This window comes from Aliterella atlantica CENA595 (assembly GCF_000952155.1).
Lineage (GTDB): Bacteria > Cyanobacteriota > Cyanobacteriia > Cyanobacteriales > Chroococcidiopsidaceae > Aliterella > Aliterella atlantica.
This window is the reverse complement of record NZ_JYON01000005.1, coordinates 116,971-142,248: the sequence shown is the minus strand read 5'-3', so window position 1 is coordinate 142,248 and position 25,278 is coordinate 116,971. Positions and strand designations below refer to the sequence as shown.

Genomic DNA, 25,278 nt, shown 5'->3' with positions numbered 1-25,278 from the left:
TAGAGATGGAGCAGTGCTACGTCTCTACGCCTTTGGTTCGCCCAAACCAGGGGTTTCTTCTTTTTTAACTTCAGGTACGATATCAGGACGTTCTTTATTTTCCCAACCTACAGGGCGCTTAGAATTGTACCAAGCGATCGAGCCAATAGTTACGGCAGCAATAAAGCCAGCTATATATACCAATGTTGCCGATACAGGAAAATGGGGCTGATTTTCCGCTGCTTGGGCTGCTGTTTGCATTAATAAACTAATCATGTTATTCCCCTTGAGTTAGATATATTCTGATTTTAAGAGCATACAGAAATGCGATCGATTTTGCATCTCCCCGAAGATTGAGGGCAGGTTTAACAGTGACCAGCGATCGGTTAAAGAGTTATTAGTTGGTACAGTTAACATCGGCTAGCCGCTGTCTCTTAACTGGACATTACCTAGTCCCCTATAAATAGTCGCTGCACAGAATATTCACTGCACAATTACTAACTGGTCACTGGTCACTGGTCACTGGTCACTGTTTCAGCCGTCGCTGCCAAAACCTGGGGTTGGATCTGGTGCGGGTGCAGGTGCGGGCGGGGGGTTACTACGAGGGCGTTCTACTGGTCGTAGCCGTTCGCGCCAAGACCTAGTAGGCTTGACTTGAGGAACGGGATTATCTGGTGCTTGTTCGCGCTGCCTTTGTGGTGCTTGCGCTGCTGGCGGTGGTGCATCTGTGGGTTGTCTGCGCCTACGGATGCGCCTTGTTGATGGTTGCGATTCCTGCACGTTAGCACCATAGCGCCGCCGTCTTCTTGGCGTTGCTTCATTTGTTTCTTGGCGATCGTATCTATTTCTTCTAGAACGGCGATTAGATTCATCAGGTGCTTGTAAAACTGCGTTTTCTCCTTCGCCAAGTCTCCGGCGGGGAATACGTTTAGTAATTATCCGTTTCGACTTAAGCGGTTCTGCTTTGATGCTACCCTTGCGTCCAACTAACTTTGGTCTAGTGGGAAATTCCTCTACAGCCATGCCATCAACTGCTTGCGCCATAAATTGATGCCAAGTATAAGCGGCTGTGCTGCTGCTACCGCTAGTCGGACGATTGTTATCGTTGCCTAACCACACACCTGTTACGACTTGCGGAATATAACCGACAAACCACAAATCCCGTGCTTTATCGGAAGTTCCAGTTTTACCAGCAACAGGGCGATTTAACTGCGCCGCGCGTCCCGTACCTGATTGCACTACACTTTTGAGCATCCAGGTCATAATTGCGGCGCTACCTGGGTCTAAGACCTGTTTTTGCTTGTATTTGGAGGTGTAAATAACCTTGCCACTACGATCGCTAATCCGCCGAATGCCATGAACTTCTATATGCTTGCCTTGGGTTGCTAATGTTCCATAAGCGCTAGTTAGTTCTAGCAAAGTTACTTCATTAGAACCTAAAGCTAAAGAATAAGTAGGTTTAAGCTGAGATTTAATTCCCATATTACGAGCAAGTTTAATCGTAGGATTAAACCCCACATCAAGTAATACCTTGACGGCAATTGTATTAATTGAAGCAGTAAAAGCATCGCGCATCGTCATCCAACCGCGATAATCGCGATCGTAATTTTTGGGTTCGTAGCCTTCAATAACAAAGGGCGCATCAATATAGGAATTATAGGGAGACATTCCTGTTGCGATCGCTGCTGCATATACAAACCCCTTAAATGTCGATCCTGGCTGGCGTTTGGCTTGCGTAGCGCGGTTAAATTGATTTTTATAAAAGTCTTTTCCCCCTACCAAGGCTTTAATTTCACCTGTGCGGGGATCGATGCTCACTAAAGATGCTTCTTGAAAACCTTGCCAGCGTCCGTTTTGCGCCACAGTATTTTTGACTGCTGCTTCTGCTGCTGATTGCCACTTGGGGTTTAAGGTAGTCTCAATTGTCAATCCGCCTGCTTCTAACTGTTCTGAGGAAACGTATTTTGGTAATTCTTGTTGAATAAAAGTTGTGAAATAAGGTGCTTGTACCTGCAATCGCCTCGGTAAACTAGGTTTTAGGGCAATTGGGGCGGAAATTGCTGTTTTTGCTGCTTGCGGGGTAATTACGCCATCTTGTTGCATCCGCTGTAAAACTAAATTGCGGCGTGCTTTAGCGGCTTCTGGATTTACTACCGGAGAATAAAGACTAGGCGCGGGGGCTAACCCGGCGATCGTTGCCATTTCTGCTAGAGTTAGCTTATTAACTGGCTTGCTATAGTACACCCACGAAGCATCGCCAACACCGTAAGCACCCGAACCTAAATAAACTAAATTGAGATAGCGTTCTAAAATTTGCTCCTTGCTTAAAGTCCGCTCAATTTTCTGCGACAAACTGACTTCTTTTAGCTTGCGCCATAAAGTACGTTCTTGATTTAGAAATAAAATCCGCGATAACTGTTGAGTAATCGTGCTACCGCCTTCTACCAAGTTGCGCGATCTAATATTGCTCAAGAAGGCGCGAACGATGCCATGATAATCTACCCCATGATGCTGATAAAAACGGCGATCTTCAGAGGCGATAAAAGCTTGAAGCAGGGGTTTAGGAACTTGGGTAAGTTTTAAAGGTTCTCTAGTTGCTGGTCCTGTTTGTTGCAGGATGTCGCCATTACCAGCTTTGATAGTTAGGGTATCATCGCGGACAAAGGTATATAATTCCTTAGCATCTGGCAAACTGCTCTCAATTGACCACCAAATGCCTGTAAAAGCGATCGCACCACCACCAACACCAACAGCCAACCAGAATCTTTTGTAACGATACAAGGGCTTATCGTTTGGGAGTTTAGCAAGTAGCTGGCTAGATAATTTTTGCACTCCATCCCACAACTTTGCAGGTGGAGATAGTTTGGCTTGAGTTGATTCTTTGCCTTGCTCGGATTGCGCTTTTGCTACTCTAGGCTGAGAATCACTTGGCTTGCTGGTTCGTTCCTTGAGCCAGGGGAGCAATTTGGACACTTTAGTATAGTTCCTCAGTAACGCTACTTCAAAACCAGTCAACAACCTTTTTGTAGATTTTACCGCAATTGGCTGGGATCGCTGCGATCGCAACCAAATATAAAGTTATGTATGAAGTGGCAAACAACTTTTTTGCTAATAACTCAAGGTATTGAATTAGTGGAAACTGGACAATGCGCGATCGCTCTAGGCAGCAATTTGGGCGATTCTCTAGGTATTTTAGAAGCTGCCTTACAAGTATTAGCGGCTACACCAAACATTAACATCCAAGCAAAATCTAGCTGGTATCAGACAAAGCCAATTGGACCACCCCAGCCAGATTATATTAATGGCTGTGCTGTGCTGCAAGTAGTTGCACTATCACCCCAGCAATTGCTGGAAATATTATTACAAACAGAAGTTAAATTTGGTCGAGTGCGTCAAGAAAGATGGGGCGCAAGAACTTTAGATATTGACTTCCTGCTATACGACGATGTAATTCTGGACACCCCAAGCTTACAATTACCTCACCCGCGCATGAGCGAAAGAGCCTTTGTTTTAGTACCGCTAGCTGAGATTGCGCCCAATTGGGTAGAGCCAGTTTCCGGAAAAGCGATCGCGCAGCTACTACAAGCACTAGACTGTTCAGGAGTAACAAAACTTCCAGCTTAATCCCCCATCCCTCTGTAGTCTCCTTGTCTCTTTGTTCCCTCATCACCTTGTCTCCTCATCCAAAATGCCAGTAAAAAGAGAACCTCCCCAATTACTCAAACAACGCCTGCACTACCGAGGGCGTAAATTTGATTTTGAAGTCAATCGCCTGCGCTTACCCAACGGGGTAGAAGGCGATTGGGAATGTATCAGACATCCAGGCGGTGCGTTAGCAGTACCAGTAACTCCCGAAGGTAAACTCGTACTCGTGCGCCAATATCGGTTTGCCATTCAAGGTAGATTATTAGAATTTCCCGCAGGTACAGTAGAACCAAGCGAAGATCCAGCCGCGACAATCAAACGGGAAATAGAAGAAGAGACGGGATATCGCGCTCATAAGTGGCAAAAACTAGGTGAATTTTTCCTTGCGCCTGGTTATTCCGATGAAATTATTTATGCCTTTCTCGCCCAAGAATTAGAGATTTTAGAGAAACCACCCTTGCAAGACGATGACGAAGACATAGAAACAGTCTTGCTAACTCCTCAAGAATTAGAACAAGCTATTTTAGAAGGTGAGCCTGTAGATGCCAAATCTATTTCTAGCTTTCTTTTGGCTAAACCATTCCTCAATTAGTTTATGAACGCATCAAGGACGCAAGTACCCCATAATCAACAAAATACTACTCAAATCCTGCCTTTAGAAAATGGCGATCGCTTATCCCAAGTTGAATTTGAGCGCCGTTATACTGCGATGCCAAAGGTGAAGAAAGCTGAACTAATTGAGGGAGTAGTATATATGGCATCACCAGTACGTCATAAAAGTCATGGTAAGCCCCATGCGGTAATTATGACTTGGTTATCAGCATACTGGATGGCAACACCAGGAGTAGATTTTAGTGACAATGCTACTGTACGTCTAGATCCAGACAACGAACCACAGCCAGATGCTTTGCTGCGAATAGAGTCAGGAGGGCAAAGTTTTGTCAGCGATGATGACTATATAGAAGGTGCGCCTGAATTAATTGTAGAAATTGCTGCTAGTAGCGCTAGTTACGATTTGTACGATAAAAAGCGAGTCTATCGCCGCAATGGAGTTCAAGAATATATTGTTTGGCAGACGTTTGAAAATAAACTCGATTGGTTTATTCTCCAAGCAGGTGAGTACGTGCTGTTGCAGCCAGATAATAATGTTGTGCGAAGTCTAGTTTTTCCTGGATTGTGGTTAGATATTGCTGCATTACTAGCGGGAGATATAGCAAAAGCGATCGCCGTTCTACAATTGGGGTTAGCTTCGCCAGAACACGCTCAATTTATCGAGCTTTTATCTAAGCAACAACCTTAATTTATTAGTACACTCGTACTAAAGTATAGAAATAGTATTAAATGTCTGACTTAATTTTATTTTGGCATCGCCGCGACCTGCGGATCTCGGATAACACTGGACTTGCCGCCGCGCGATCGCAAAGTCAAAAAGTAGTAGGGGTATTCTGCCTCGATCCAAATATTTTAGAACGCGACGATGTTGCCGCAGTCCGCGTTACTTACATGATTGGCTGTTTGCAGCAGTTGCAACAGCGCTACGCTGAAGCTGGCAGTCAATTATTAATTATTCAAGGCAATCCTACTCAAGCTATCCCCAAGTTAGCAACAGCTTTGAATGCTCGTGCAGTATTTTGGAACTGGGATGTAGAACCATATTCGCAAGAACGCGATCGCACTGTAATTGAATCACTGCAAGAAAAAGGTATCGCTTTCCTCGAAAAAAACTGGGATCAACTGCTTCACGCGCCCGAAGACATCGTTACAGGCGCAAACCAACCCTACACCGTCTACAGCCCATTTTGGCGCAACTGGAGCAGCAAACCAAAGGCTGAACCTGTAGCAACACTACAAGATGCGATCGCTCTTACAGCCGCCGAACAGGAGCAAGCCAAGCAAGCAGGAGCAATCCCTTTGCCTACAGCCAAAGACTTAGGTTTTAATTGGGAAAACGAGCTAGTAATTGCCCCAGGAGAAGCAGCCGCTCAAGAAAGATTAGAAGAATTTACTCAAAACGCGATTAACGAATACAAAGAACAGCGCAACTTCCCCGCAGTTAACGGCACATCTCAACTAAGTGCGGCGCTAAAATTTGGCGCAATTGGCATTCGCACAGTATGGAAAGCAACTAAAGAAGCTTTAGAAAATAGCCGCAGCGATGAAGTAGAAACTAGCATTGTTGGCTGGCAACAGGAACTTGCTTGGCGAGAATTCTATCAACACGCTTTATACAACTTCCCAGAACTTGCAATCGGAGCGTACCGCGAGACATTCAAAAACTTTCCTTACGATAACAACGAAGAACACTTCCAAGCATGGTGCGAGGGTAGAACAGGCTACCCAATAGTTGATGCGGCGATGCGCCAAATGAACGAACTTGGCTGGATGCACAATCGCTGTCGGATGATTGTGGCAAGTTTCCTGACCAAAGATTTGCTAATCGATCCGCGCTTAGGAGAAAAATACTTTTATCAACGCCTAATTGATGGTGATATCTCAGCTAATAATGGCGGTTGGCAATGGAGCGCTTCTAGTGGAATGGACCCCAAACCTGTAAGAATTTTTAATCCTGCAAGCCAAGCACAAAAGTTCGACCCAGAAGGCGAATATATTAGGGAATGGTTGCCCGAACTAAGGTCTGTAGATACAGAATTTTTGATTAGCGGCAACATATCTGCCGAAGAGCGCGACGCGCTAGGCTATCCCATGCCAATAGTTGACCACAAAAAACAGCAGCGGATATTCAAAGAGCGCTACCAACAGCAAAAAAGTTGAGGTCTAACAAAATTGTAGAGACGTAGCAGTGCTACGTCTCAATAAATTCAGCAAACCTACAAATGTAAGCGCAATTCATTGCAGTTATACGGCGACAGTTAATTGATAATTGATAATTGTCGATTGAATAGCGCGAGGGCAAACGTGAAAGTTTTAGTAGTCGGAAATGGGGGCAGAGAACACGCGATCGCATGGAAACTCTTGCAATCGTCCAAAATCGAGCAGGTTTTCTGCGCTCCTGGTAATGGCGGTACAGCAACTATGCAACGTTGCCAAAACTTGCCTATAAACGTAGATGATTTTGCAGGAATTGGACAATTTGCCCTAGGTAATAATATCGATTTAGTTGTAGTTGGTCCTGAATTACCTTTATCCTTGGGCATTACCGACTACTTACAAAATCAAGGTATTAAAGTATTTGGTCCATCTCGCGCCGGAGCGCAAATTGAAGCGAGTAAAGCGTGGGCAAAATCGCTGATGGCAGAAGCAGGCATTCCCACAGCCAAGGCAGCCGTATTTACCGATGCAGCCGCAGCTAAAGGCTATGTAAATGCAGGAGAAATCCCTATTGTCGTCAAAGCAGATGGTTTAGCCGCAGGTAAAGGTGTAATAGTTGCGGATACCGTAGCAGAAGCCCATAGAGCAATTGATAGTATCTTCCAAGGACAATTTGGCAGCGCGGGTAAGTTTGTTTTAGTAGAAGAATGTTTAATCGGGCAAGAAGTGTCTGTTTTGGCGCTAACTGATGGCTTAACAATTCGCCCCTTATTACCCGCCCAAGATCACAAGCGGATTGGGGAAGGAGACACAGGAGAAAATACAGGCGGAATGGGGGCTTATGCGCCTGCGCCGCTAGTCACGCCGGAGATGATGGCGAAAATAGAAAAAGAGGTATTGCAAAAAGCGATCGCAACTTTGCAAAAACGCGGTATCGATTATCGCGGCATTCTTTACGCTGGTTTAATGGTGACACCGCAGGGCGAATTTAAAGTTTTAGAATTTAACTGTCGCTTTGGCGATCCAGAAACGCAAGCAATTTTACCTTTATTAGCAACACCTCTAGAAGACTTATTAATTGCCTGCACCGAACAGCGTTTAGGGGAAATGGCTATTAATTGGCAACCAGGGGCAGCTTGTTGTGTCGTCGCCTCAGCAGGTGGTTATCCAGGCAACTATACTAAAGGGCAAGCAATTTCTGGCATTGAAGCCGCCCAAGCAGTAGACAAAAGTTGTGTATTTCAAGCAGGTACAAAGCTAGATAAGCAACTATTAACAGATGGCGGTAGAGTATTAGGCGTGACTGGGATAGGAGAAAACTTTGATAAAGCGATCGCCCAAGCCTACAATGCCATCAAATACATACATTTCGATGGAATGTACTATCGCCGCGACATCGGGCATCGAATTAGAGAATAGTTTTAAGTTTTAAGTTTTGATTTCTCCTGCTTTTTGTCTCCTTATGCCTTATTTAGCAAATACCTGTTAGTTTTTAATTGTGAGGTTTTATTACAAATATTATAAATTCTAACAATGCTAACTTTTTTAAAAACAATTCGTGCAGCGATCGCCAAGTGGTGGTTAGACTTTACTTTGCAAACAAAGCTAATGGCTGCGGCGACGCTGGTAGTCTCCTTAATTATGAGCGGGCTTACCTTCTGGGCGGTAAATACAATTCAACACGATGCCCGAATTAACGATACCCGTTTTGGTAGTGATTTGGGTCTGCTACTTGCTTCCAACGTTGCCCCACTAATTGCTGAAGATAATTTAACGGCGGTTGCCCAGTTTTCGCAACGCTTTTATAGCAGTACCTCTAGCGTGCGCTATATGCTTTATGCTGATGAATCGGGCAAAATATTTTTTGGCATTCCCTTTTGGCAGCCAGAGGTACAAAATTCTTTATCAATCGCGCGGCGCATTAACTTGCCAGAAAATTACGCTGCTAATTCAGAAATTCCGATGGTGCGCCAGCACGTAACGCCAGATGGAGAAGTTACAGATGTATTTGTGCCTTTGTTGCATGAAGGTAGGTACTTGGGGGTTTTAGCGATCGGTACTAATCCTAACCCTACAGTAGCCACCTCCTCAAATCTTACCCGCGATGTGACTATTGCCGTGTTTGTATCTATTTGGGTAATGGTAATTTTAGGCGCAGTATCTAATGCTTTGATGATTACCCAACCAATTAAAGAACTGCTGACAGGGGTAAAAAATATTGCAGCAGGCAATTTCAAACAGAGGATCGATTTACCCCTTAGTGGCGAACTAGGGGAATTGATTTTTAGCTTCAACGAAATGGCAGAAAGGCTGGAAAGCTACGACGAGCAAAATATTGAAGAATTAACTGCCGAAAAAGCCAAATTGGAGACATTAGTCTCGACAATTGCTGATGGCGCGGTACTTTTGGATGCCGATTTGCAAGTAATTTTAGTTAATCCTACAGCGCGGCGGATCTTTGGCTGGGAAGGTGTGGAAGTAGGAGGCGCTAATGTACTGCATCAACTACCGTCACAGGTACAGGCAGAATTGTCACATCCTTTGTACCAAATGGCAGCAGGAGAAAGAGATAGCGCCGAATTTCGCCTGACTCTTTCGCAACCAAGCGATCGCACTATCCGCATTCTTTTAACTACAGTTCTCGATCAGCACCGCGAAAACATTAAAGGGATTGCCATTACAGTCCAAGATATTACCCGCGAAGTCGAACTAAATGAGGCAAAAAGTCAATTTATCAGTAATGTCTCGCACGAACTACGCACGCCGCTGTTTAATATCAAAACGCATATCGAAACATTGCACGATTACGGCGAAGAATTAACTGAATCAGAACGTCGGGAGTTTCTGGAAACTGCAAATCACGAAACCGATAGGTTGGCGCGGCTAGTCAATGATGTTTTAGATTTGTCTCGCTTAGAGTCTTGCCGCATCTATCATTTTGATAGTGTAGATTTGGCACAGGCGATCGAGCAAACTTTACGCACTTACCAATTAAATGCCAAAGATAAAGGCATTGAATTGATTCAAGAACTTGCCCCCAACTTACCGCCTGTGTTGGGTAATTACGACTTATTGCTGCAAGTTTTTACAAATTTAGTTGGTAACGCCCTGAAATTTACTCGCGAAGGTGGCAAAGTTGCCATCCGCGCTTATGCATTAGATGAAGGACACGCTCATAACTTAGCAAGTAAAGTCAGAATAGAAGTTTCAGATACAGGTATAGGCATAGATCCAGAAGATCAACACGCCATTTTTGAGCGCTTTTTCCGCGTCGAGAATCGAGTCCATACATTAGAGGGTACGGGTTTAGGGCTGTCAATTGTCAGAAATATTATTGACAAGCATCACAGCGCCGTCCATTTAGTTAGCGAAGTTGGTGTTGGTACGACTTTCTGGTTCGATTTGGCTGTATTTGTAGAACAATCAGTTACAATCGATACACCTCTAATTGAAACATTTAGCAATTCCTAAAGTCTTAAAGCAACTAGAAAACTGACAAATAAGATAACGAGCAGGATGATTGATCCTTGATTGCGTCTAATCCAACTTTTGAGATTAGCGGCTTTGCTACCTGCGTATGGTTTTTGCTGTGCGTCTAAGTGACTTTGATTGACATCCTGGTACAAAGTACACTCTTGAGCATAAGGACGTTGGGGAAAATTGCAGGTATCGTCTGCATGATAGGTACAGGTATCGCACAGAAACTCTGTACCTACTGCACGATGTAAGGGAATGCCAGGATGACCGAAAGCTTTCAAATTTGTACGACAATAAGGACAAGCAACAGCTTGAGAATCGATACTTTGATGGCAGCGGGGACAAGTTGCTGTTTTCACTCGTGCGATCGCTCTTACAGAAGAACTATCTCAATTTTATCTAGCTTTTATAGCAAACGACTGACTGAAGCTGGCTCGGCTTGGTACAAATTGATGTAAAACATGAGGTATAGTTAGATTTTCACTTAGTTTGTTAGAAATTGCGATCGATCCAAGCAAATTGAGGCGAAAATGGCATTTTCTCAACAGTTAAAACAAATTTTTGGAGCCAAAGGTTTTTTTTGGGCAGCACGTACTCGGATTCTGTTATGGTATTTGCTGACAATTGGCTCGATCTTCGCAGTCTTCATTCCTGCATTTCGTCATGTGCTTCACGAACGAGTCAACGATCGCGTTCATCGGGAACTAACGGAAAAGATGGACATATTTACCAGATTAATTGGTGAGGATAGTGAAGATGGCGATCGCGAAGACAAACAAATTATAGATGCAGTTAATCTGCTCAAACAAGCAGACAAAGACTTGGCTCGACTTCCCAGAACAAAGCAAGATTTGGAAAAGTTTTTCGATGCTTATCTCGGTCATCAGCTACCAGAAGACGATACTTTTTTGATTGCAATAGTTGACGGAGAATTTTATAAATCTAGTCCCAGAGCAATACCAAATGTACTTGCTGCCGATTCTCAATCGATCCAATATTGGGCAAATTTAACTCGCTCAGAGCAAGGTCAAAAGGAGTTTCCCCAACACCCAAATATTGGCAGCGTTCTTTACACAGCCAAACCAGTTGCGATCGATGGCAAAATTTCCGGCATCCTTGTCCTCGCTCATACCACTGCTGGGGAGCGGGGAGAAGTTTTAGAAGCTGTACTAGCGCTGTTTCAAGTTGGTGCATCAGTCATGCTTCTAGCATTATTACTAGCTTGGATTGCTTCTCGGCAGGTTTTGGCTCCTTTGCACTCGCTAACGCAAACAACTCGCAAGATTGGTGAATTTGAGTTAGATCGCCGTATTTCTGTCAGTGGTAAAGGCGAAATAGCAGAATTGGCAACTACCTTCAATGAAATGATGGATAGACTGCAATCCGCTTTTACCAGCCAGCAAGAGTTTATTAACGATGCTGGACACGAACTCCGCACGCCAATTGCGATCGTGCGCGGGCATTTGGAATTAATGGGCGATAACCCCGAAGAAGTGCGGGAAACTCTGGCGTTAGTGATGGATGAGCTAGACCGCATGAGCCGATTTGTCAATGACATGATTTTACTGGCAAAGGCAGAGCGTCCAGATTTTTTGCAGTTAGAAACTGTCGAACTTTCATCTTTTACTGAAGAGTTATTTGCTAAAGCACAAGCCTTAGCGCAGCGTAACTGGCAATTAGATAGTGTAGCCAAAGGGCAACTTGTTGGCGATCGCCAGCGCATGACTCAGGCGGTGATGAATTTAGTGCAAAATGCTACCCAACATACAACCGAAACTGATACGATCGCCCTTGGCTCGGCAGTAGGAAAGAGCAAAATTAGTTTTTGGGTGCGCGATACTGGAGAAGGAATCGCACCTGCAGATCGAGAAAGAATTTTTGAACGCTTTGCCCGTGCTGCTAACAGTCGCCGTCGTTCTGAAGGTGCTGGATTGGGATTATCGATCGTCCAAGCAATTGTAGAAGCTCACGGCGGACAAGTTTTATTGCAAAGTCAGCTTGGTAATGGTTCTACATTCACCATCACCTTGCCTATAGAAATACCAAAATCAACAAAAAGGCTGATGCAAAAAAGTTGATATCGAGCCAGCTAGCTAGAGATGAAAAGTTTCTCATTAAGATTTCATTTCCATCTTATCTGCGGCAGTCAGACTGGAAAGTAAAGAGATAATTACTAAGAGTTAACAAAATTGTTTTATTGCTCAATTCAAAAATCTTTAGAACTAAGGTATAGAGCGTTTGAGCCAGGAGCGATCGCGGCTAGAAATCTGCATAGATATTTATGCAAGATTAAGACAGTTGATTCTCGCTAAAAATTATTTTTATCTACCGACTACCTTAAATGAGGTATGGCGTGGCAATATGAGTCAAATTTTGATTGTGGAAGATGAAGCCCGTTTAGCCGCATTTGTGGAAAAGGGACTGCATAAGTATGGCTTCAGCACGTTTATCGCTACTGACGGCGCGCAGGCGCTTGAAATAGCTCAATCTAGTAAGGTTGACTTGCTGCTCCTCGATCTTGGTCTACCAATTAAAGACGGTTGGCAGGTAATGAAAGAACTACGCAGCAAAGGAGAAGTGTTACCAATTGTGATTATGACTGCTAGCGACGATTTGCAAAGCAAACAGGCTGCTTTGCAAGCTGGTGCAAACGATTACATCACCAAGCCTTTTGCGTTCAATTGTCTATTGGAGTGCGTGCGATCGCAGTTGGCTGCTGCTGGAAAATCTGCAACTTCTTTAAAATAATCCTTCTAGTTAAAAGGACAAGTGATAGAGGCGTGAAATTTGCGTCTCTATTATTTTTTGGTTATGCAACGATAACAATTAAATCCAAAATCTAAGGATTTTCTCATGAAAATCTTCTCATTAAACATTCATTGTCAATTCATCACAAACTGTAAAGATGTGGATAGATAAAAAATAAATCGTAAGTTACCAAAGTGCGATCGCCTTTAATCGATTGCAATTAACGCCCCCTAGAAAGAGGACATCAACAATGCGACTGCTGGTATATTCCCACGACGCATTTGGACTTGGAAATATTCGGAGAATGCTAGCAATCTGCGAACATTTAATAAGTGCAATTCCTGAACTTTCGATTTTATTACTATCAGGTTCGCCCATGCTTCAGGGCTTTCGATTGCCCAAAGGACTTGATTATATCAAGTTACCCTGCCTAAATCGAGGCGCAACAGGTGAGGTTGCGGCAAAATATTTAGGGATGGATGTTGAGAAGATCGTCGAAATGCGATCGGAATTAATTTTATCAGCAGCAGTTATTTTTCAGCCAGACATCTTTTTAGTAGACAAGAAACCCTACGGGTTAAAAAATGAATTGCAAGGTACTCTCAATTATTTACAAACAAAGCTGCCTGAAACAAAATTAGTATTGTTACTACGAGATATTCTAGATTGCCCAGAAAAAACAATCGCAGACTGGCAAAAAAATGACTTTTACAAGGCGATTGACAAGTTTTACCATCAAGTACAAATAGTTGGCGTACCGGAAGTTTTCGACCCCGTACGAGAATACAAATTTCCATCTACCATTGCCAACAAAGTACGTTATTGCGGTTATTTGCACCGCCAACCAGGTCAAAAGAGCCGTACCCATATCCGCAAAGAATTACAAGTAACGCAGAAAGAGCGCTTAGTTTTAGTAACTCCTGGAGGTGGAGAAGATGGTTATGAATTGGTAAATACTTACTTGTCAGCTATAGCACTATTACCAGAAAAGTACCGAATTAAAAGTTTGGTTATTTGCGGTCCTGAAATGCCTTTAGCACAAAAAAAACTTGTAGAACGGGCAGCTAAAAATAATCCTCAAATTCACATTGGGGAATTTACAGACGATTTAATGAGCTATATAAATGCAGCAGATATGGTTGTATCTATGGCTGGATACAATACTATTTGTGAAATTTTGTCCGCAGAAAAACTAGCGGTAATTATACCGCGTAGTAGACCATCAAAGGAACAATCAATAAGAGCCGAAAAAATGGCAGGCTTGGGCTTATTTGCAGCGGTTGCGCCAGATAATATCAATCCTGAAACATTAATGAACGTGCTTTTAGAGCGGTTCAAACAGCAACCACCAAAGTTTAATTTAGACATGAATGGTTTAGAGCGCGTACAAGATAATTTACTCAAGCTCATGTCTCAAAAAGCTTGCGAACAAAAGCTGAACCAAATTTATCAAAAATCTACTTCAATACTAGCTCTAGCTAGCGATCGCTCGGCAGTGTAGAAACCTAGTTTGTGTCTTAGGAGTCAGTTATGAAAAAAATTATGTTTTACTGCCAATATTTAAGTGGCATGGGACATCTAGTTCGTAGCTCCCAAATTGTGCGGAGTTTAGCAAACTATTTTCAAGTTTATTTCATTACTGGTGGTCCTGAAATTCCAGGTTTTGAGCTACCGCCACAAGTAGAAGTAATTAAACTACCTGCATTATGGCTAGAGGCAGGAAAATTTACAGTTGGCGATAGCCTGTTTGGTGTTGAAGAAGTAAAAGCAGCTAGAAAAAACTTACTAATTGCCGAATGCGATCGCATCCAGCCAGACTGCTTAATTACAGAGTTTTTTCCCTTTGGCAGACACAAATTACTCTTTGAGTTAATTCCTTTAGTAGAACATCTAAAAGCCACAAGTCCAAATACAAAAATAGTTTCTAGCCTGCGCGACGTAATTGGCAAGGAAAGCGAACCAGAAGAAGCAGAAACTATCTGTAATTTGATGAATGAGTATTTCGATCTGTTACTATTTCATGCTGATGCAAAGTTTCAAAAGTTTTCCGATAGTTTCGCTAGATATCGAGAAATTAAAGCTGAAGTAATCCACACTGGTTTTGTGACGCAGCCAGCAATAGGTAATTTTGCCAGCGCTAATATGTGGGATGATGCTTCAGGCAAAATTAAAATTTTAGCAAGTATAGGTGGCGGGAGGATTGGCTCTGAAGTTTTAGAAACTTTAATTGAATCGAGTGCAATTTTGAGTCAAAAACTACCTCACGTCATCAAAATATTTACTGGTCCATTTCTGCCAGTAGAGAAGGTAGCAAAACTAAGAAAATTAGCAGGCGATCGCAGTCATATTCAGATAGAAACCTACACTTCTCAACTGCTTGATTACATGAATACAGCCGATATTTCTATTAGTCTTAGCGGCTACAACACGACAATGAATATTCTTAGTACAGGTGTCCGCGCTATTGTAGTTCCTATCGGTCACGAGTGCCAAGATAAAGAACAATTACATAGGACGCAAAAGCTAGAAAAATTAGGAATTGTTAGCAGTATTTGTCCTGAAGATTTATCGCCCTTACACTTAGCTGAAAAAGTTATCAACTGCATACAGATAAAAATCTTGAATAATTTACAAAAATTCGACCTCCAAGGTTCTGAGAATACAGCTATTTTTTTGCAGAAATTCTTAAGCAAAGCGCCTGCTCTTAGCATAGTTTGACATTCTAAACCTTATATATATTGCCTAAAATTCAACAACTAATCGAAAGCAAGGAGAAATATTAAATGGGTCAGCGCCCCAAAGAAAAAGATTTAAAAGGAGTGATACCAGGGGTCATGCGAATTTTGGGTAAGTTTTCCCCGTATATTCGCAAACAGAGGCTCACAATTATTGGTGCTTTTTTTGCGCTACTAATTGAAACTGGTTTACGCCTACTAGAACCCTGGCCCCTAAAATATGTTTTTGACAATATTTTAATTCCAGCACATAGTAATACCAATATTCCTAACAGCTTCGGTCTTAGTGCGGTCATGCTGCTAGCGATATCATCACTAGCGATCGTGGGGATAACTGGAATAGGTAGCATGGCAGCATATCTCAGCACCTATGGGATGTCTTTAGCTGTTGTAGAAGTATTATCTGAGGTACGCGGTCAAGTTTTCGATCGCTTGCAGCGTCTTTCTCTTTCTTTTCACCAACAACATAAAAGTGGCGATTTAATTACTCGCGTCACAGCAGACATCGAAAAGATGCGGCTGGTGACGGTCAAAACTGCCTTACCTCTGCTGACCAACATTATCTTGCTGCTGGGAATGTTGGCAATTATGTATTGGCTAAATTGGGAATTAGCATTAGTTGCAACCGCAATCTTTCCCTTACTAACTCTCTTAACAAGTAAAACAATCGGTCGCATCCGCAGCTTTGCCAAACAACACCGCGATTCTGAAGGTGTTTTAGCAGCAACAACCAGCGAAACTATTGGCGCGATTAAAGTAGTGCAAGTTCTTTCTTTACAAGAAATGCTCCACAGCATTTTTGCAGCACAGAACCAAAAAAGTTTGGATGAAGCGATCGCATCATTAAAACTCTCAGCAGCACTCGAAAGAACAGTACAAGTTCTGATGGCAATTATTATCGCCGCAGTATTGTGGCGCGGTTCTCATGTAGTTCTGCACAAAGGACTAACCCCTGGCGAACTGCTGGTATTTATGACTTATTTGAAAAATGCCCTCGAACCAATGCGAAAGCTTTCCACCCAAGTCGGACAAATTGCCAAAGCAACTGCTTCTGGCGAAAGGGTAGTGGAGTTGCTGGAATATGAACCCAACGTGCGCGACTTACCAGGGGCGAAAAAGGCACATCCTTTCTTTGGGGCAATTCAGTTTGAAAATGTATCTTTTGGCTACAACGCAGACAAAGAGATATTAAAAGATATTAGTTTTGTCGTGCAGCCAGGGCAGCAAGTAGCGGTGGTTGGTCCTTCTGGAAGTGGGAAATCTACTCTTATTAGCTTGATTCTGCGCCTTTACGACCCCAATTCCGGTCGGATTTTAATCGACAGTCAAGACCTGCGCGAATACACTCTAGACTCGCTGCGACAGCAAATTGCCGTAGTGTTGCAAGATAGCGTTTTGTTTGCTGCTAGCGTGCAAGAAAATATAGCATACGGCAAACTTGGGGCTACTCGTAAAGAAGTAGAAAGAGCCGCTCGTCTTGCCAATGCCCATGAATTTATCATGCAGTTGCCTCAAGGCTACGATACGATTTTGGGCGAACGGGGCGGGACGCTATCGGGCGGACAAAGACAGCGAATTGCGATCGCGCGTGCAGCAATTCGTCAAGCGCCGATTGTTATCCTCGACGAATCGACTACAGGGTTAGACGGTGCTAGCGAACGCACTGTTAACGCCGCCTTAGCAAGACTCACCGAGGGGCGGACGACGTTTACAATCTCTCACAACCTGCGGGCAGTACAACAGGCAGATATCATCCTCTACGTTGAAGGAGGAAGCATTCTAGAGCAGGGGACGCACAGCGAACTGATGCGCTTGGGCGGTCATTACGCCACTTTGTATCAGATGCAAAGCATTGTTGATAACGATACGTCAGTAGGAGATACTTATGCGATCGAAGCATAAAGATTGCCAAGCAACCCGCGTTATTTTAGTCCGTCACGGGCAAAGTACCTACAATGCTCTCGGTCTGTATCAAGGTAGCAGCGATGAGTCAGTATTAACCCAATTAGGACGCAGCGATGCTCAAAAAACTGGCGAGTTCTTGAAGGGAATTACATTTGATGCCATTTATTCTAGTTCCCTAAAACGGGCGCAGGAAACCGCCCAAGAAATCCTCAAAGTCATATCCTGCCATACCAAATTAAGAGTAACAGACAAGTTGCGCGAAACCGATCTGCCTGTATGGCAAGGGTTGGCGTTTGCATACGTGCGCGAAACCTTCCCCGCAGAATATCGCCTGTGGAAGCAACGTCCTCATGAGTTTTGGATGGAATACGCTGGGAGTTTGGAGAGACAAGGGAGACTACAAAAGTTTTTTCCGGCTCTGGATTTGTATCAGAGGGTGCGAGAATTTTGGCAAGAAGTGTTACCGCGCCATCAAGGTCAAACTCTGTTACTTGTTACTCATGGCGGGACGAACCGCGCCTTAATTAGCACAGCTTTGGGAATTACACCCGATCGCTATCATTGCATCCAGCAATCAAATTGCGGCATTAGCATTCTCAATTTTCCTGATGGTTCTCTAGCATCTGGACAGTTGGAAGTAATGAACTGCAACGCTCATGTTGGAGAACATCTACCCAAACCCCAAGAAGGGGGTAAAGGTTTGCGGCTGTTACTCGTACCTTCCGGTACAAATGCAGCACAGACTCAGAATATAGCTAACTTCCTTCAGCAAGTGCGGATCGAGTTTAGTCTTAGTAGCGCGATCGATTCTGCTCAAACTGCTGTGCAACAAATTCTGCAACACCATCGGGAAACAGTCCAACTGGAAGTATTGCGTGCAGATATTTCTGAATGGCAAACAGCAACTACCACTAGAAGCACAGCTAATTCCGAGCAGTTGATAACTGGTTTGATGGTAGCAAGTGAAGCAACGATCGCGCGTTTAATTTGTCACGCTATTGGCAAAAATTTAGACCAAAGCGAACAGTTGTTGCTAAAAACAGGATCAATTAGCTGTTTGCAATATTTAGGCGATCGCCATCCGCCAATTTTACAAGCAATGAATCTTACCACCGCTCAATCTGACTCAATATTAATGTCAGATTTATCAACAAACACCGTACTCAATTAAATTTTGCATCGGGCAAAATACCTAATTTGCATACGAGCAATGACTAATAACAAACCCATGAAAATTGCCTTTATTGTTTGGCGCTTCCCAGCTTTATCAGAAGCATTTATTCTCAATCAAATTACTGGTTTAATCGATCGCGGACATGATGTTCGCATTCATCCAGTTAACGGATTACCCAAAAATTACACGGGTAAGGTGCATCCAGTTGTGGAAGAATACAATTTAATGGAGCGTGCTTATTTTCCGCCATTAATACCAGAAAATATCTCTTGGCAGTTTATTAAAGGTATCGGTCTGCTACTCAAAAATCTTCCTTATGGCTCCTTAAAAACATTACAAATTTTCGATAATAAATACGGTGAAGAAGTAGCAAGTTTAAAGTCTTTCTACAGAACTAATTCATTGCTTCAAGATGGTGAATATGATATTATTCACTGTCAATTTGGTACGCTAGCGCCGATTGCTCTTGCTTATCGAGATGCTGGAATTATTAAAGGCAAGCTAATTACTACGTTTCGCGGTATTGATATTAGCAAATACGTTCAAGAGAACGGAATTAATGTCTACGAACAACTATTTCGCGAAGGTGAATTTTTCTTAGCCAATTGTAAATTTTTTGGCGATCGCGCTGTCAATTTGGGTTGCGATCCTACAAGAATTGTCGTTCACGGTTCGGGCTTAGATTGTACGAAATTTACTTTTAAACCGCGCTTTTTTCCTACTGATGGTAAAGTCAAGATTGCCACTACAGGACGTTTAGTAGAAAAAAAAGGCATAGAATATGGCATTCGTGCTGTTGCTAAATTAGTAGAAACTTATCCAAACATTGAATACAACATCATTGGCGATGGCGATTTGAAAGCAGAATTAGAGCAATTGATTGCTGAGTTAAACGTTGGTAATGTTGTTAAATTATTGGGTTGGAAACAACAAAAAGAAATTGTAGAAATACTCGATAATTGTCACATATTTATTGCTCCTAGCGTTACGGCGGCTGATGGCAATCAAGACGCGCCAGTTAATACTTTAAAAGAAGCAATGGCGATGGGTTTACCTGTAATTAGTACGTTTCATGGTGGGATTCCCGAATTAGTTGAAGATGGTATTTCTGGCTACTTAGTACCAGAACGTAATGCTGATGCGATCGCTACGCGCCTAAAATTTTTACTTGAATATCCTGAAGTTTGGCAAAGTATGGGTAAAGCTGGGCGAAAAAGGGTAGAAGCAAAATATGACATGAACAAATTGAACGATGAATTGGTAGCAATTTATCAACAAATGTTAGAAACACCAGCAGATAGCTTAAGTTCAAAGCAAGACTTGCAAACATTAGTACATATTTAATAGAGAACTTTCAATAGTTATGAAAATAGCGTATTTTGTTGCTCGTTTCCCCGTACTGTCAGAGCCATTTATTCTCAATCAAATTGTTGGTGCGATCGAACGCGGACATGACGTGCATATTTATTCTCTAGATGGCGTTCCTAAAGATTTATCTAAAATGCATCCTCTGGTAGATAAATATCAACTACTAAAGCGCACTTTTTACGCACCGACTCGACCAGATAACGAGCTATGGCGCTGGTTAAAAGGTATGAGTTTGCTAGCACTCAACTATTCCAAAAACCCCTTAGTTTGTCAACAATTACTCAACACATCTCGGTATGGAAGTCAAGCAAAATCTTTAAAATTGCTTTATCGAGCTATGCCATTTCTTCAGGGCAAATCTTACGATATTATTCATTGTCAATTTAGTACATTGGGTGTATTTGGCATCTGGTTTCGCCAACTCGGACTAATTGAAGGCAAATTAATTTCAACTTTTCGCGGTGCAGATATCAGTAAATTTTTGCCTAAGTGGGGCGAAAAAGTGTATCAAGAATTGTTTGAGGATACAGAATTCTTTTTAGCAAACTGCGAGTTTTTCAAAAATAAAGCAGTGGCTTTAGGATGCGATCCAAACAAAATTCACGTTCACGGTTCGGGAATTGACTGTAGTAAATTCGCCTACAAACCTAGATTTTTTCCCGCAGATGGAAAGGTAAAAATTGCTACAACAGGGCGCTTGGTAGAAAAAAAAGGTATAGAATACGCGATCGCCGCAGTTGCAAAAGTTGCTCAAACTCATCCCAATATCGAATACAACATCATTGGCGATGGAGAACTAAAAGCAAAGTTAGAGCAATTAATAGACCAATTAAATGTCGAACACATTGTTAAATTGCTAGGTTGGAAGCAGCAACAGGAAATCGTCAATATCCTCGATAGTTGTCATATATTTATGGCTCCTAGCGTAACTGGTTCTGATGGAAATCAAGATGCACCAGTTAACACCTTAAAAGAAGCAATGGCGATGGGTTTACCCGTAATTAGTACGCTACACGGTGGAATTCCCGAATTAGTTAAAGATGGTGTTTCCGGATATTTAGTCCCCGAACGCGATGCTAATGCGATCGCTACAAAACTAAGTTACCTCATCGCACATCCTGAAATTTGGCAACAAATGGGTAAAGAAGGGCGATCGCAAGTTGAAGATCGATACGATATGAACAAACTAAATGATGAATTAGTTGAAATTTACCAACAAATGCTCGATTCATCGCCAGAACAGAAGTTGACACGAGATTTAGTGCTGACAGCTACTAACGCTTGAAGTAAGCGATCTACCCAAAAATGGAGTTATTAACAATGACCGAACCAAATGTAACAATTGTAGTAGTACCCCGCGAACGTTTTAGTTGTACTCAACAATCTCTAGAAAGTATTTACGAATACACAGAATTTCCATTTAAACTAATCTATGTTGATGGAAATTCTCCTAACAAAGTGCGGCGCTATCTTGAAGCCAAATCTAAGGATAAAAATTTTGAACTTATCCGCACAAATTATTATCTTTCTCCCAATCACGCTCGCAACATTGGTTTGAGTCGAGTAGATACTAAATATCTAGTGTTTGTCGATAACGATGTCATAGTTTCCCCAGGTTGGCTTAAAGCATTAGTTGATTGTGCGGAAGAAACAGATGCTACTGTAGTTGGTCCTTTGATGTGCGAAAAGCAGCCTATCCACCAACGAGTACACTTTGCTGGTGGAGAAAGTCGCGTTGTTACTGATATCAAAGGTAGACGACATCTGCGCGAGAAAATGTATAAACAGGGTCATAATGCAGTGCAATTGCGTCCTCAACTAAAAAGAACTCAAACTGAATTAGCCGAGTTTCATTGCACCTTAGTCCGTACCGAGATTTTTAATCGCATTGGCTATTTAGACGAAGCCATGCTTAATACTAAAGAACACCTCGATTTTTGCATGACCGTAGCACAGGTGGGAGGTACGGTATATTTTGAGCCGGATAGTTTAGTTACCTACGTACCTGGACCGCCATTAGAATTAACAGATTTGCATTTTTATATGCTGCGTTGGAGCGATGCTTGGACTTTGGGAAGCTTGCAACGCATCCGCGCCAAGTGGAATTTGTCAGAGGATGGCTATTTCCAAACTAAGTACAAAAAATTAGGAGTAAGACGCATCGCCACAATTATTAAACCCCTGGTACGTCAGCTAAGTTTTGGTTATGAAAATAAGCCGTTGAAGAGAATGCTGAAAAAGCTCGATAGGAAATTCAACCGCTATTTGTGCGATCGCTATGCCAAGATGCTGCCGCAGCATAAACTAGAGTTACCGCCAATTCAGACTCAAACTACTCCGACACCAGAATTGTCTAAAGTTTGAACTCAAAACTCAAAAACAGTCCGGATCGTGCCGACATACAAAGTATTATTGTTGTTGTCGTGGTCTGGATTAGTAATTACTAATAAACCTGGGGTGGCTGAGATATTGTCACTAATTGGGAAGCGGTAGAACATTTCTAGATGCAAAGATGTATCTCGATCTTGAAAATCCGCACCTAGATCGTTGCTAGTGACTTTTGGCGGTTGACCGATAACAATTCCTGCCAAACTACCCTCTTTCCCCAAGTCGGGAAAGGAAAAGGCGATCGCATAATTAAAAATTTCGGCATTGGGATTGCTAGGCAAATCGCTGGCTGTAGCATCTGTTAAACCAATCCAACCGCTGAGATTAAGATTGTCGCTGACGCGCCAACTCGTACTCAAACCGTAGGAATTGGCAGATATACGATCGCTAAGTTTGTCAAAAGGATCGTTGGCTAACTGACTTCCCGTACCCGTATCGATATTGTTGTAAGAACGGATGTAATTTAGACTCAATTCAAAGCGATCGCTATACTCAAAATACAACTGCGCGATCGCTCCGTAAGCACCACCACCAATTCCCGACTCTGGCTCGTTAGCTTCATCAGCAACATAACCTATTTGCAGAGAAATATCCTCGCTCAAATCGTATTCCAGACCGACTCCCGTACCCGAACCTTGTCTGTATATAGGATTGCGCCTACCGAAACGAGAAATAGCTCCCTGACTGCTGCTATCGAGTAAGGCGTTAGCTGTATCGCTAAAGTCATCGAGTCCGCTACCAACTATTCCAGCATAAACTGTCGCTTTGTCGCCAACCGGAAAACGATACTCGACGCGAGTTAATTCAAATTCGTTTTCGCTATCACCTTCAAATCCTAACCTACCCATTGCCGTTCCAGTTGCTTCTGCAAATCCTCGGAAGTTGTTTGCTTGCAAGCGTACTCTGAGGCGATCTTCTCCCGTGAAACTGGTATTTAAAGTTAGGCGCACGCGATCGCTCAAAATTATATTTTCATCTACTTCTTCCCCGCTACCATCAGCTTTTTCTTCGCCCGTAGCGCTACTTATGGCAATTAAAGCTTGACCAGTGAGAGTAGTTGTAGTTGTAAATTGTTGCTGCTCTAATTGTGAAACTTGTTGCTCTAACTTTTCTACCCTTTGTTTTTGTAGGTTAGCTAACTCAGGAGCAAATTCAGTTTGCAGCCTTTGTAAAATAGTTAATTCTTCTCTACTAATGTCTATAGTTATTAATCTATTTAATTGATTTAAGATATTGTTTAATTGTTCGGCAAATTCATAACGAGTTAAATTGCGATCGCCATCAAAATCAAGTGTTACTTTGTAGCGTTGACTGAGAGATTTTAACGCTTGCCACTGCCAATCATTAACACTAATATTTCGCAGTTGAAAAACCGGAGTTATATTGTCAAGTGGCGCGACCGCTTTTAAGCTATGAGATAAGTCAACCGCTCGATTTTGACTTACCGACCTTTGCTCTCTCTCGTTGGCGATCGCGTCATTTGTTACTACCAAAATAGCACTCAATCCGAACCAACTTGCACAAATAATATTGCCAATAATCTTTAACACAATCTTTAAACTTGAAGCACTTAATCGGATGAATCTTACAATAAACTATAGTATATATTTCTATTATGTAAATTTGCACTTGGTATTTATATTAGCTTGTATAGAATCAATATCATTAATTTTTACTTCCTCCATTATAAAATAGTTAGGCGATCGCTTGCTTCGCTCTGATCTTGACTTCCAACTGCCAATCAAATAGGAGTAAAATACTTATAAACTCTCTTCCATTTACAAGTTTACTATACGAAAGTAAGAACTTAAGGAACTTTATAATGAGAGTAGATTTATGGTTATTTTTTTAAGGTCGCTGTTGTGGAACTCAAATGTAGATAGTTGCATCATATCGATTTAGCTCTCCCTGTTACGACTCTAATTTTATTATCGGTGCTATCTATAGAACCTAGATCAAAAATGTTATGAGTAGAATTTTGATTGCTGAAGATGAACCGAGAATTAGCGCTTTTATTGAAAAAGGACTGAAAGCCAACGGTTATACAGTCTCAGTAGTTCAAGATGGCAAAGAAGCTTTACAAGTAGCCAATAGCAATGACTTCGACTTAATGATTCTTGATATAGGACTGCCATCTCAAGATGGTTGGACAGTATTATCTACATTGCGCGGTCAAGGGGAATATTTACCGATTGTAATTCTCACGGCTCGCGATGACGTTAATGACAAAGTATTGGGATTAGAGGGGGGAGCCGATGATTACATGACCAAGCCATTTCGGTTTGAAGAACTGCTAGCACGGGTGCGTTTGCGACTGCGTAGTAAAACGCAGACTGCTACTAAGGAAATCGCAGAGCTACAGTCAGGTAATATTACGATCGATTTGCGATTGCGGCAAGCTAAAGTTGGCGATCGCTCGGTAGAACTTTCCGCCAAAGAATTTATCATGATCGAAACTTTTCTGCGCCACCCTAACCAAGTTCTCAGCCGCGAACAACTCCTCAGCGCGGTTTGGGGTTATGACTACGACCCTGGTTCCAATATTGTCGATGTTTATGTCGGTTATTTACGCAAAAAACTCAGTTCTCAACTCATTGAAACTGTCCGAGGCATGGGATATCGTTTTGTAAATAAATAACAAAGTGCTATACGCTCTAGCACAAGTCATATTTTAGCGATCGAAGCAGCACATAATTCCACTCCACAGTGCTACTGGGCAATTACTTGATATTCGACCGATTCAATAATTTGATGGTGAATGCTACCTGTTGCTAATGCAAACTGCGCTTCAACTTCAGCCAATAGCTGGCAAGAGGTAGATTTCCACTCCTCTCTACTAGCCCAACGAATTATCAATATTACTTCTGCAGGTTTATTTGGGTTGAGCAAAACCTCTTTACTGATAAAACCAGGACACTTAGCTAATGCTGTCGTCCAAATTTCTCGATCGAGTTGCAAATATTGTTCTCGATATTGAGCAGTAACTTCGATTCTTAGAAACTCAATAACCATACCTGGGGTGAAAATACCGTACCTGGGCAAAGCGTAAGCTTGGTGTTAAATTTGCCAAAATATAAATTGTAAGCTAAA

21 protein-coding genes are annotated in these 25,278 nt (G+C 42.4%); 16 read left to right on the top strand and 5 right to left on the bottom strand.

Features of this window, described 5'->3' with window-relative positions:
* Positions 1 to 24: 24 nt before the first annotated feature.
* Positions 25 to 252 (bottom strand): photosystem II assembly protein Psb35, encoded by a 228-nt coding sequence (psb35, locus tag UH38_RS06900; protein WP_045053969.1) that lies wholly within the window; start codon positions 250 to 252, stop codon positions 25 to 27.
* A gap of 261 nt (positions 253 to 513) precedes the next feature.
* Positions 514 to 2,952 (bottom strand): transglycosylase domain-containing protein, encoded by a 2,439-nt coding sequence (locus tag UH38_RS06895; protein ID WP_045053903.1) that lies wholly within the window; start codon positions 2,950 to 2,952, stop codon positions 514 to 516.
* 111 nt (positions 2,953 to 3,063) lie between these two features.
* Between UH38_RS06895 and folK the strand changes: the two genes are divergently transcribed.
* The 6 genes from folK to nblS all read left to right on the top strand — a co-directional run bounded on the left by folK (position 3,064) and on the right by nblS (position 9,864).
* On the top strand, positions 3,064 to 3,603 hold the full coding sequence (gene folK, locus UH38_RS06890; protein WP_082065326.1) for a 2-amino-4-hydroxy-6-hydroxymethyldihydropteridine diphosphokinase: 540 nt from the start codon (positions 3,064 to 3,066) through the stop codon (positions 3,601 to 3,603).
* Between the two features lie 64 nt (positions 3,604 to 3,667).
* A complete protein-coding gene (locus tag UH38_RS06885) occupies positions 3,668 to 4,216 on the top strand; it encodes an NUDIX hydrolase (RefSeq protein WP_045053902.1) in 549 nt (182 codons plus the stop codon).
* 3 nt (positions 4,217 to 4,219) lie between these two features.
* Complete coding sequence (locus UH38_RS06880; RefSeq protein ID WP_045053901.1) at positions 4,220 to 4,924, top strand: Uma2 family endonuclease; 705 nt, start codon at positions 4,220 to 4,222, stop codon at positions 4,922 to 4,924.
* A 41-nt stretch (positions 4,925 to 4,965) separates the two neighbouring features.
* Positions 4,966 to 6,396, top strand: coding sequence for a cryptochrome/photolyase family protein (locus tag UH38_RS06875; protein ID WP_045053900.1), 1,431 nt, complete (start codon positions 4,966 to 4,968; stop codon positions 6,394 to 6,396).
* A 144-nt stretch (positions 6,397 to 6,540) separates the two neighbouring features.
* The gene (gene purD, locus UH38_RS06870; protein ID WP_045053899.1) at positions 6,541 to 7,812 is read left to right on the top strand and encodes a phosphoribosylamine--glycine ligase; all 1,272 of its coding nucleotides are present in this window, start codon (positions 6,541 to 6,543) and stop codon (positions 7,810 to 7,812) included.
* 114 nt (positions 7,813 to 7,926) lie between these two features.
* The gene (gene nblS, locus UH38_RS06865; RefSeq protein ID WP_045053898.1) at positions 7,927 to 9,864 is read left to right on the top strand and encodes a two-component system sensor histidine kinase NblS; all 1,938 of its coding nucleotides are present in this window, start codon (positions 7,927 to 7,929) and stop codon (positions 9,862 to 9,864) included.
* Here the strand turns inward: nblS and UH38_RS06860 are convergent.
* Positions 9,861 to 10,229, bottom strand: coding sequence for a zinc ribbon domain-containing protein (locus UH38_RS06860; RefSeq protein WP_045053897.1), 369 nt, complete (start codon positions 10,227 to 10,229; stop codon positions 9,861 to 9,863). The genes nblS and UH38_RS06860 overlap by 4 nt on opposite strands.
* A 171-nt stretch (positions 10,230 to 10,400) precedes the next feature.
* Here UH38_RS06860 and UH38_RS06855 point away from each other — a divergent pair, with 171 nt between their 5' ends.
* The 9 genes from UH38_RS06855 (at position 10,401) to UH38_RS06815 (ending at position 22,164) form a co-directional block, all read left to right on the top strand.
* The gene (locus UH38_RS06855) at positions 10,401 to 11,948 is read left to right on the top strand and encodes a sensor histidine kinase (protein ID WP_045053896.1); all 1,548 of its coding nucleotides are present in this window, start codon (positions 10,401 to 10,403) and stop codon (positions 11,946 to 11,948) included.
* A 160-nt stretch (positions 11,949 to 12,108) separates the two neighbouring features.
* Entirely contained in the window at positions 12,109 to 12,618 is a 510-nt protein-coding gene (locus UH38_RS06850; RefSeq protein ID WP_235355115.1) for a response regulator transcription factor, read from the top strand.
* Between the two features lie 250 nt (positions 12,619 to 12,868).
* Positions 12,869 to 14,119 carry a glycosyltransferase family protein gene (locus tag UH38_RS06845; RefSeq protein WP_045053894.1) on the top strand — a complete coding sequence of 417 codons (1,251 nt, stop codon included), beginning with the start codon at positions 12,869 to 12,871 and terminating at the stop codon, positions 14,117 to 14,119.
* A gap of 29 nt (positions 14,120 to 14,148) precedes the next feature.
* Positions 14,149 to 15,336, top strand: a complete 1,188-nt coding sequence (locus UH38_RS06840) for a glycosyltransferase family protein (protein ID WP_045053893.1) — start codon at positions 14,149 to 14,151, stop codon at positions 15,334 to 15,336.
* A gap of 65 nt (positions 15,337 to 15,401) precedes the next feature.
* Positions 15,402 to 17,255, top strand: a complete 1,854-nt coding sequence (locus UH38_RS06835) for an ABC transporter ATP-binding protein (RefSeq protein WP_045053892.1) — start codon at positions 15,402 to 15,404, stop codon at positions 17,253 to 17,255.
* Positions 17,239 to 18,429: a histidine phosphatase family protein gene (locus UH38_RS25855; RefSeq protein WP_045053891.1), complete on the top strand. Its 1,191-nt coding sequence runs from the start codon at positions 17,239 to 17,241 to the stop codon at positions 18,427 to 18,429. Before UH38_RS06835 ends, UH38_RS25855 begins: the two co-directional genes overlap by 17 nt.
* A 57-nt stretch (positions 18,430 to 18,486) precedes the next feature.
* Complete coding sequence (locus UH38_RS06825) at positions 18,487 to 19,776, top strand: colanic acid biosynthesis glycosyltransferase WcaL (RefSeq protein WP_045053890.1); 1,290 nt, start codon at positions 18,487 to 18,489, stop codon at positions 19,774 to 19,776.
* A gap of 19 nt (positions 19,777 to 19,795) precedes the next feature.
* Positions 19,796 to 21,085, top strand: a complete 1,290-nt coding sequence (locus tag UH38_RS06820; protein ID WP_045053889.1) for a glycosyltransferase — start codon at positions 19,796 to 19,798, stop codon at positions 21,083 to 21,085.
* A gap of 35 nt (positions 21,086 to 21,120) precedes the next feature.
* Complete coding sequence (locus tag UH38_RS06815) at positions 21,121 to 22,164, top strand: glycosyltransferase family 2 protein (protein WP_045053967.1); 1,044 nt, start codon at positions 21,121 to 21,123, stop codon at positions 22,162 to 22,164.
* A gap of 2 nt (positions 22,165 to 22,166) precedes the next feature.
* On the opposite strand, the gene UH38_RS06810 is transcribed toward UH38_RS06815, so the two are convergent.
* Positions 22,167 to 23,738: an iron uptake porin gene (locus tag UH38_RS06810; protein WP_235355112.1), complete on the bottom strand. Its 1,572-nt coding sequence runs from the start codon at positions 23,736 to 23,738 to the stop codon at positions 22,167 to 22,169.
* A 416-nt stretch (positions 23,739 to 24,154) separates the two neighbouring features.
* On the opposite strand from UH38_RS06810, the gene UH38_RS06805 reads away from it, so the two are divergent.
* Positions 24,155 to 24,826 (top strand): response regulator transcription factor, encoded by a 672-nt coding sequence (locus UH38_RS06805; RefSeq protein WP_045053887.1) that lies wholly within the window; start codon positions 24,155 to 24,157, stop codon positions 24,824 to 24,826.
* Positions 24,827 to 24,897: 71 nt separating this feature from the next.
* Here the strand turns inward: UH38_RS06805 and UH38_RS06800 are convergent, their stop codons facing one another.
* Positions 24,898 to 25,230, bottom strand: coding sequence for a TIGR03792 family protein (locus tag UH38_RS06800; protein ID WP_235355111.1), 333 nt, complete (start codon positions 25,228 to 25,230; stop codon positions 24,898 to 24,900).
* Between the last annotated feature and the right edge of the window lie 48 nt (positions 25,231 to 25,278).

Bases quoted from the DNA above. Each gene is read 5' to 3' on its own strand.
- UH38_RS06875 (WP_045053900.1), top strand. From the start codon at position 4,966: ATGTCTGACTTAATTTTATTTTGGCATCGCCGCGACCTGCGGATCTCG.
- UH38_RS06885 (WP_045053902.1), top strand. From the start codon at position 3,668: ATGCCAGTAAAAAGAGAACCTCCCCAATTACTCAAACAACGCCTGCAC.
- UH38_RS06880 (WP_045053901.1), top strand. From the start codon at position 4,220: ATGAACGCATCAAGGACGCAAGTACCCCATAATCAACAAAATACTACT.
- folK (WP_082065326.1), top strand. From the start codon at position 3,064: ATGAAGTGGCAAACAACTTTTTTGCTAATAACTCAAGGTATTGAATTA.
- UH38_RS25855 (WP_045053891.1), top strand. From the start codon at position 17,239: ATGCGATCGAAGCATAAAGATTGCCAAGCAACCCGCGTTATTTTAGTC.
- UH38_RS06825 (WP_045053890.1), top strand. From the start codon at position 18,487: ATGAAAATTGCCTTTATTGTTTGGCGCTTCCCAGCTTTATCAGAAGCA.
- UH38_RS06845 (WP_045053894.1), top strand. From the start codon at position 12,869: ATGCGACTGCTGGTATATTCCCACGACGCATTTGGACTTGGAAATATT.
- UH38_RS06840 (WP_045053893.1), top strand. From the start codon at position 14,149: ATGAAAAAAATTATGTTTTACTGCCAATATTTAAGTGGCATGGGACAT.
- UH38_RS06820 (WP_045053889.1), top strand. From the start codon at position 19,796: ATGAAAATAGCGTATTTTGTTGCTCGTTTCCCCGTACTGTCAGAGCCA.
- UH38_RS06805 (WP_045053887.1), top strand. From the start codon at position 24,155: ATGAGTAGAATTTTGATTGCTGAAGATGAACCGAGAATTAGCGCTTTT.
- nblS (WP_045053898.1), top strand. From the start codon at position 7,927: ATGCTAACTTTTTTAAAAACAATTCGTGCAGCGATCGCCAAGTGGTGG.
- UH38_RS06855 (WP_045053896.1), top strand. From the start codon at position 10,401: ATGGCATTTTCTCAACAGTTAAAACAAATTTTTGGAGCCAAAGGTTTT.
- UH38_RS06815 (WP_045053967.1), top strand. From the start codon at position 21,121: ATGACCGAACCAAATGTAACAATTGTAGTAGTACCCCGCGAACGTTTT.
- UH38_RS06835 (WP_045053892.1), top strand. From the start codon at position 15,402: ATGGGTCAGCGCCCCAAAGAAAAAGATTTAAAAGGAGTGATACCAGGG.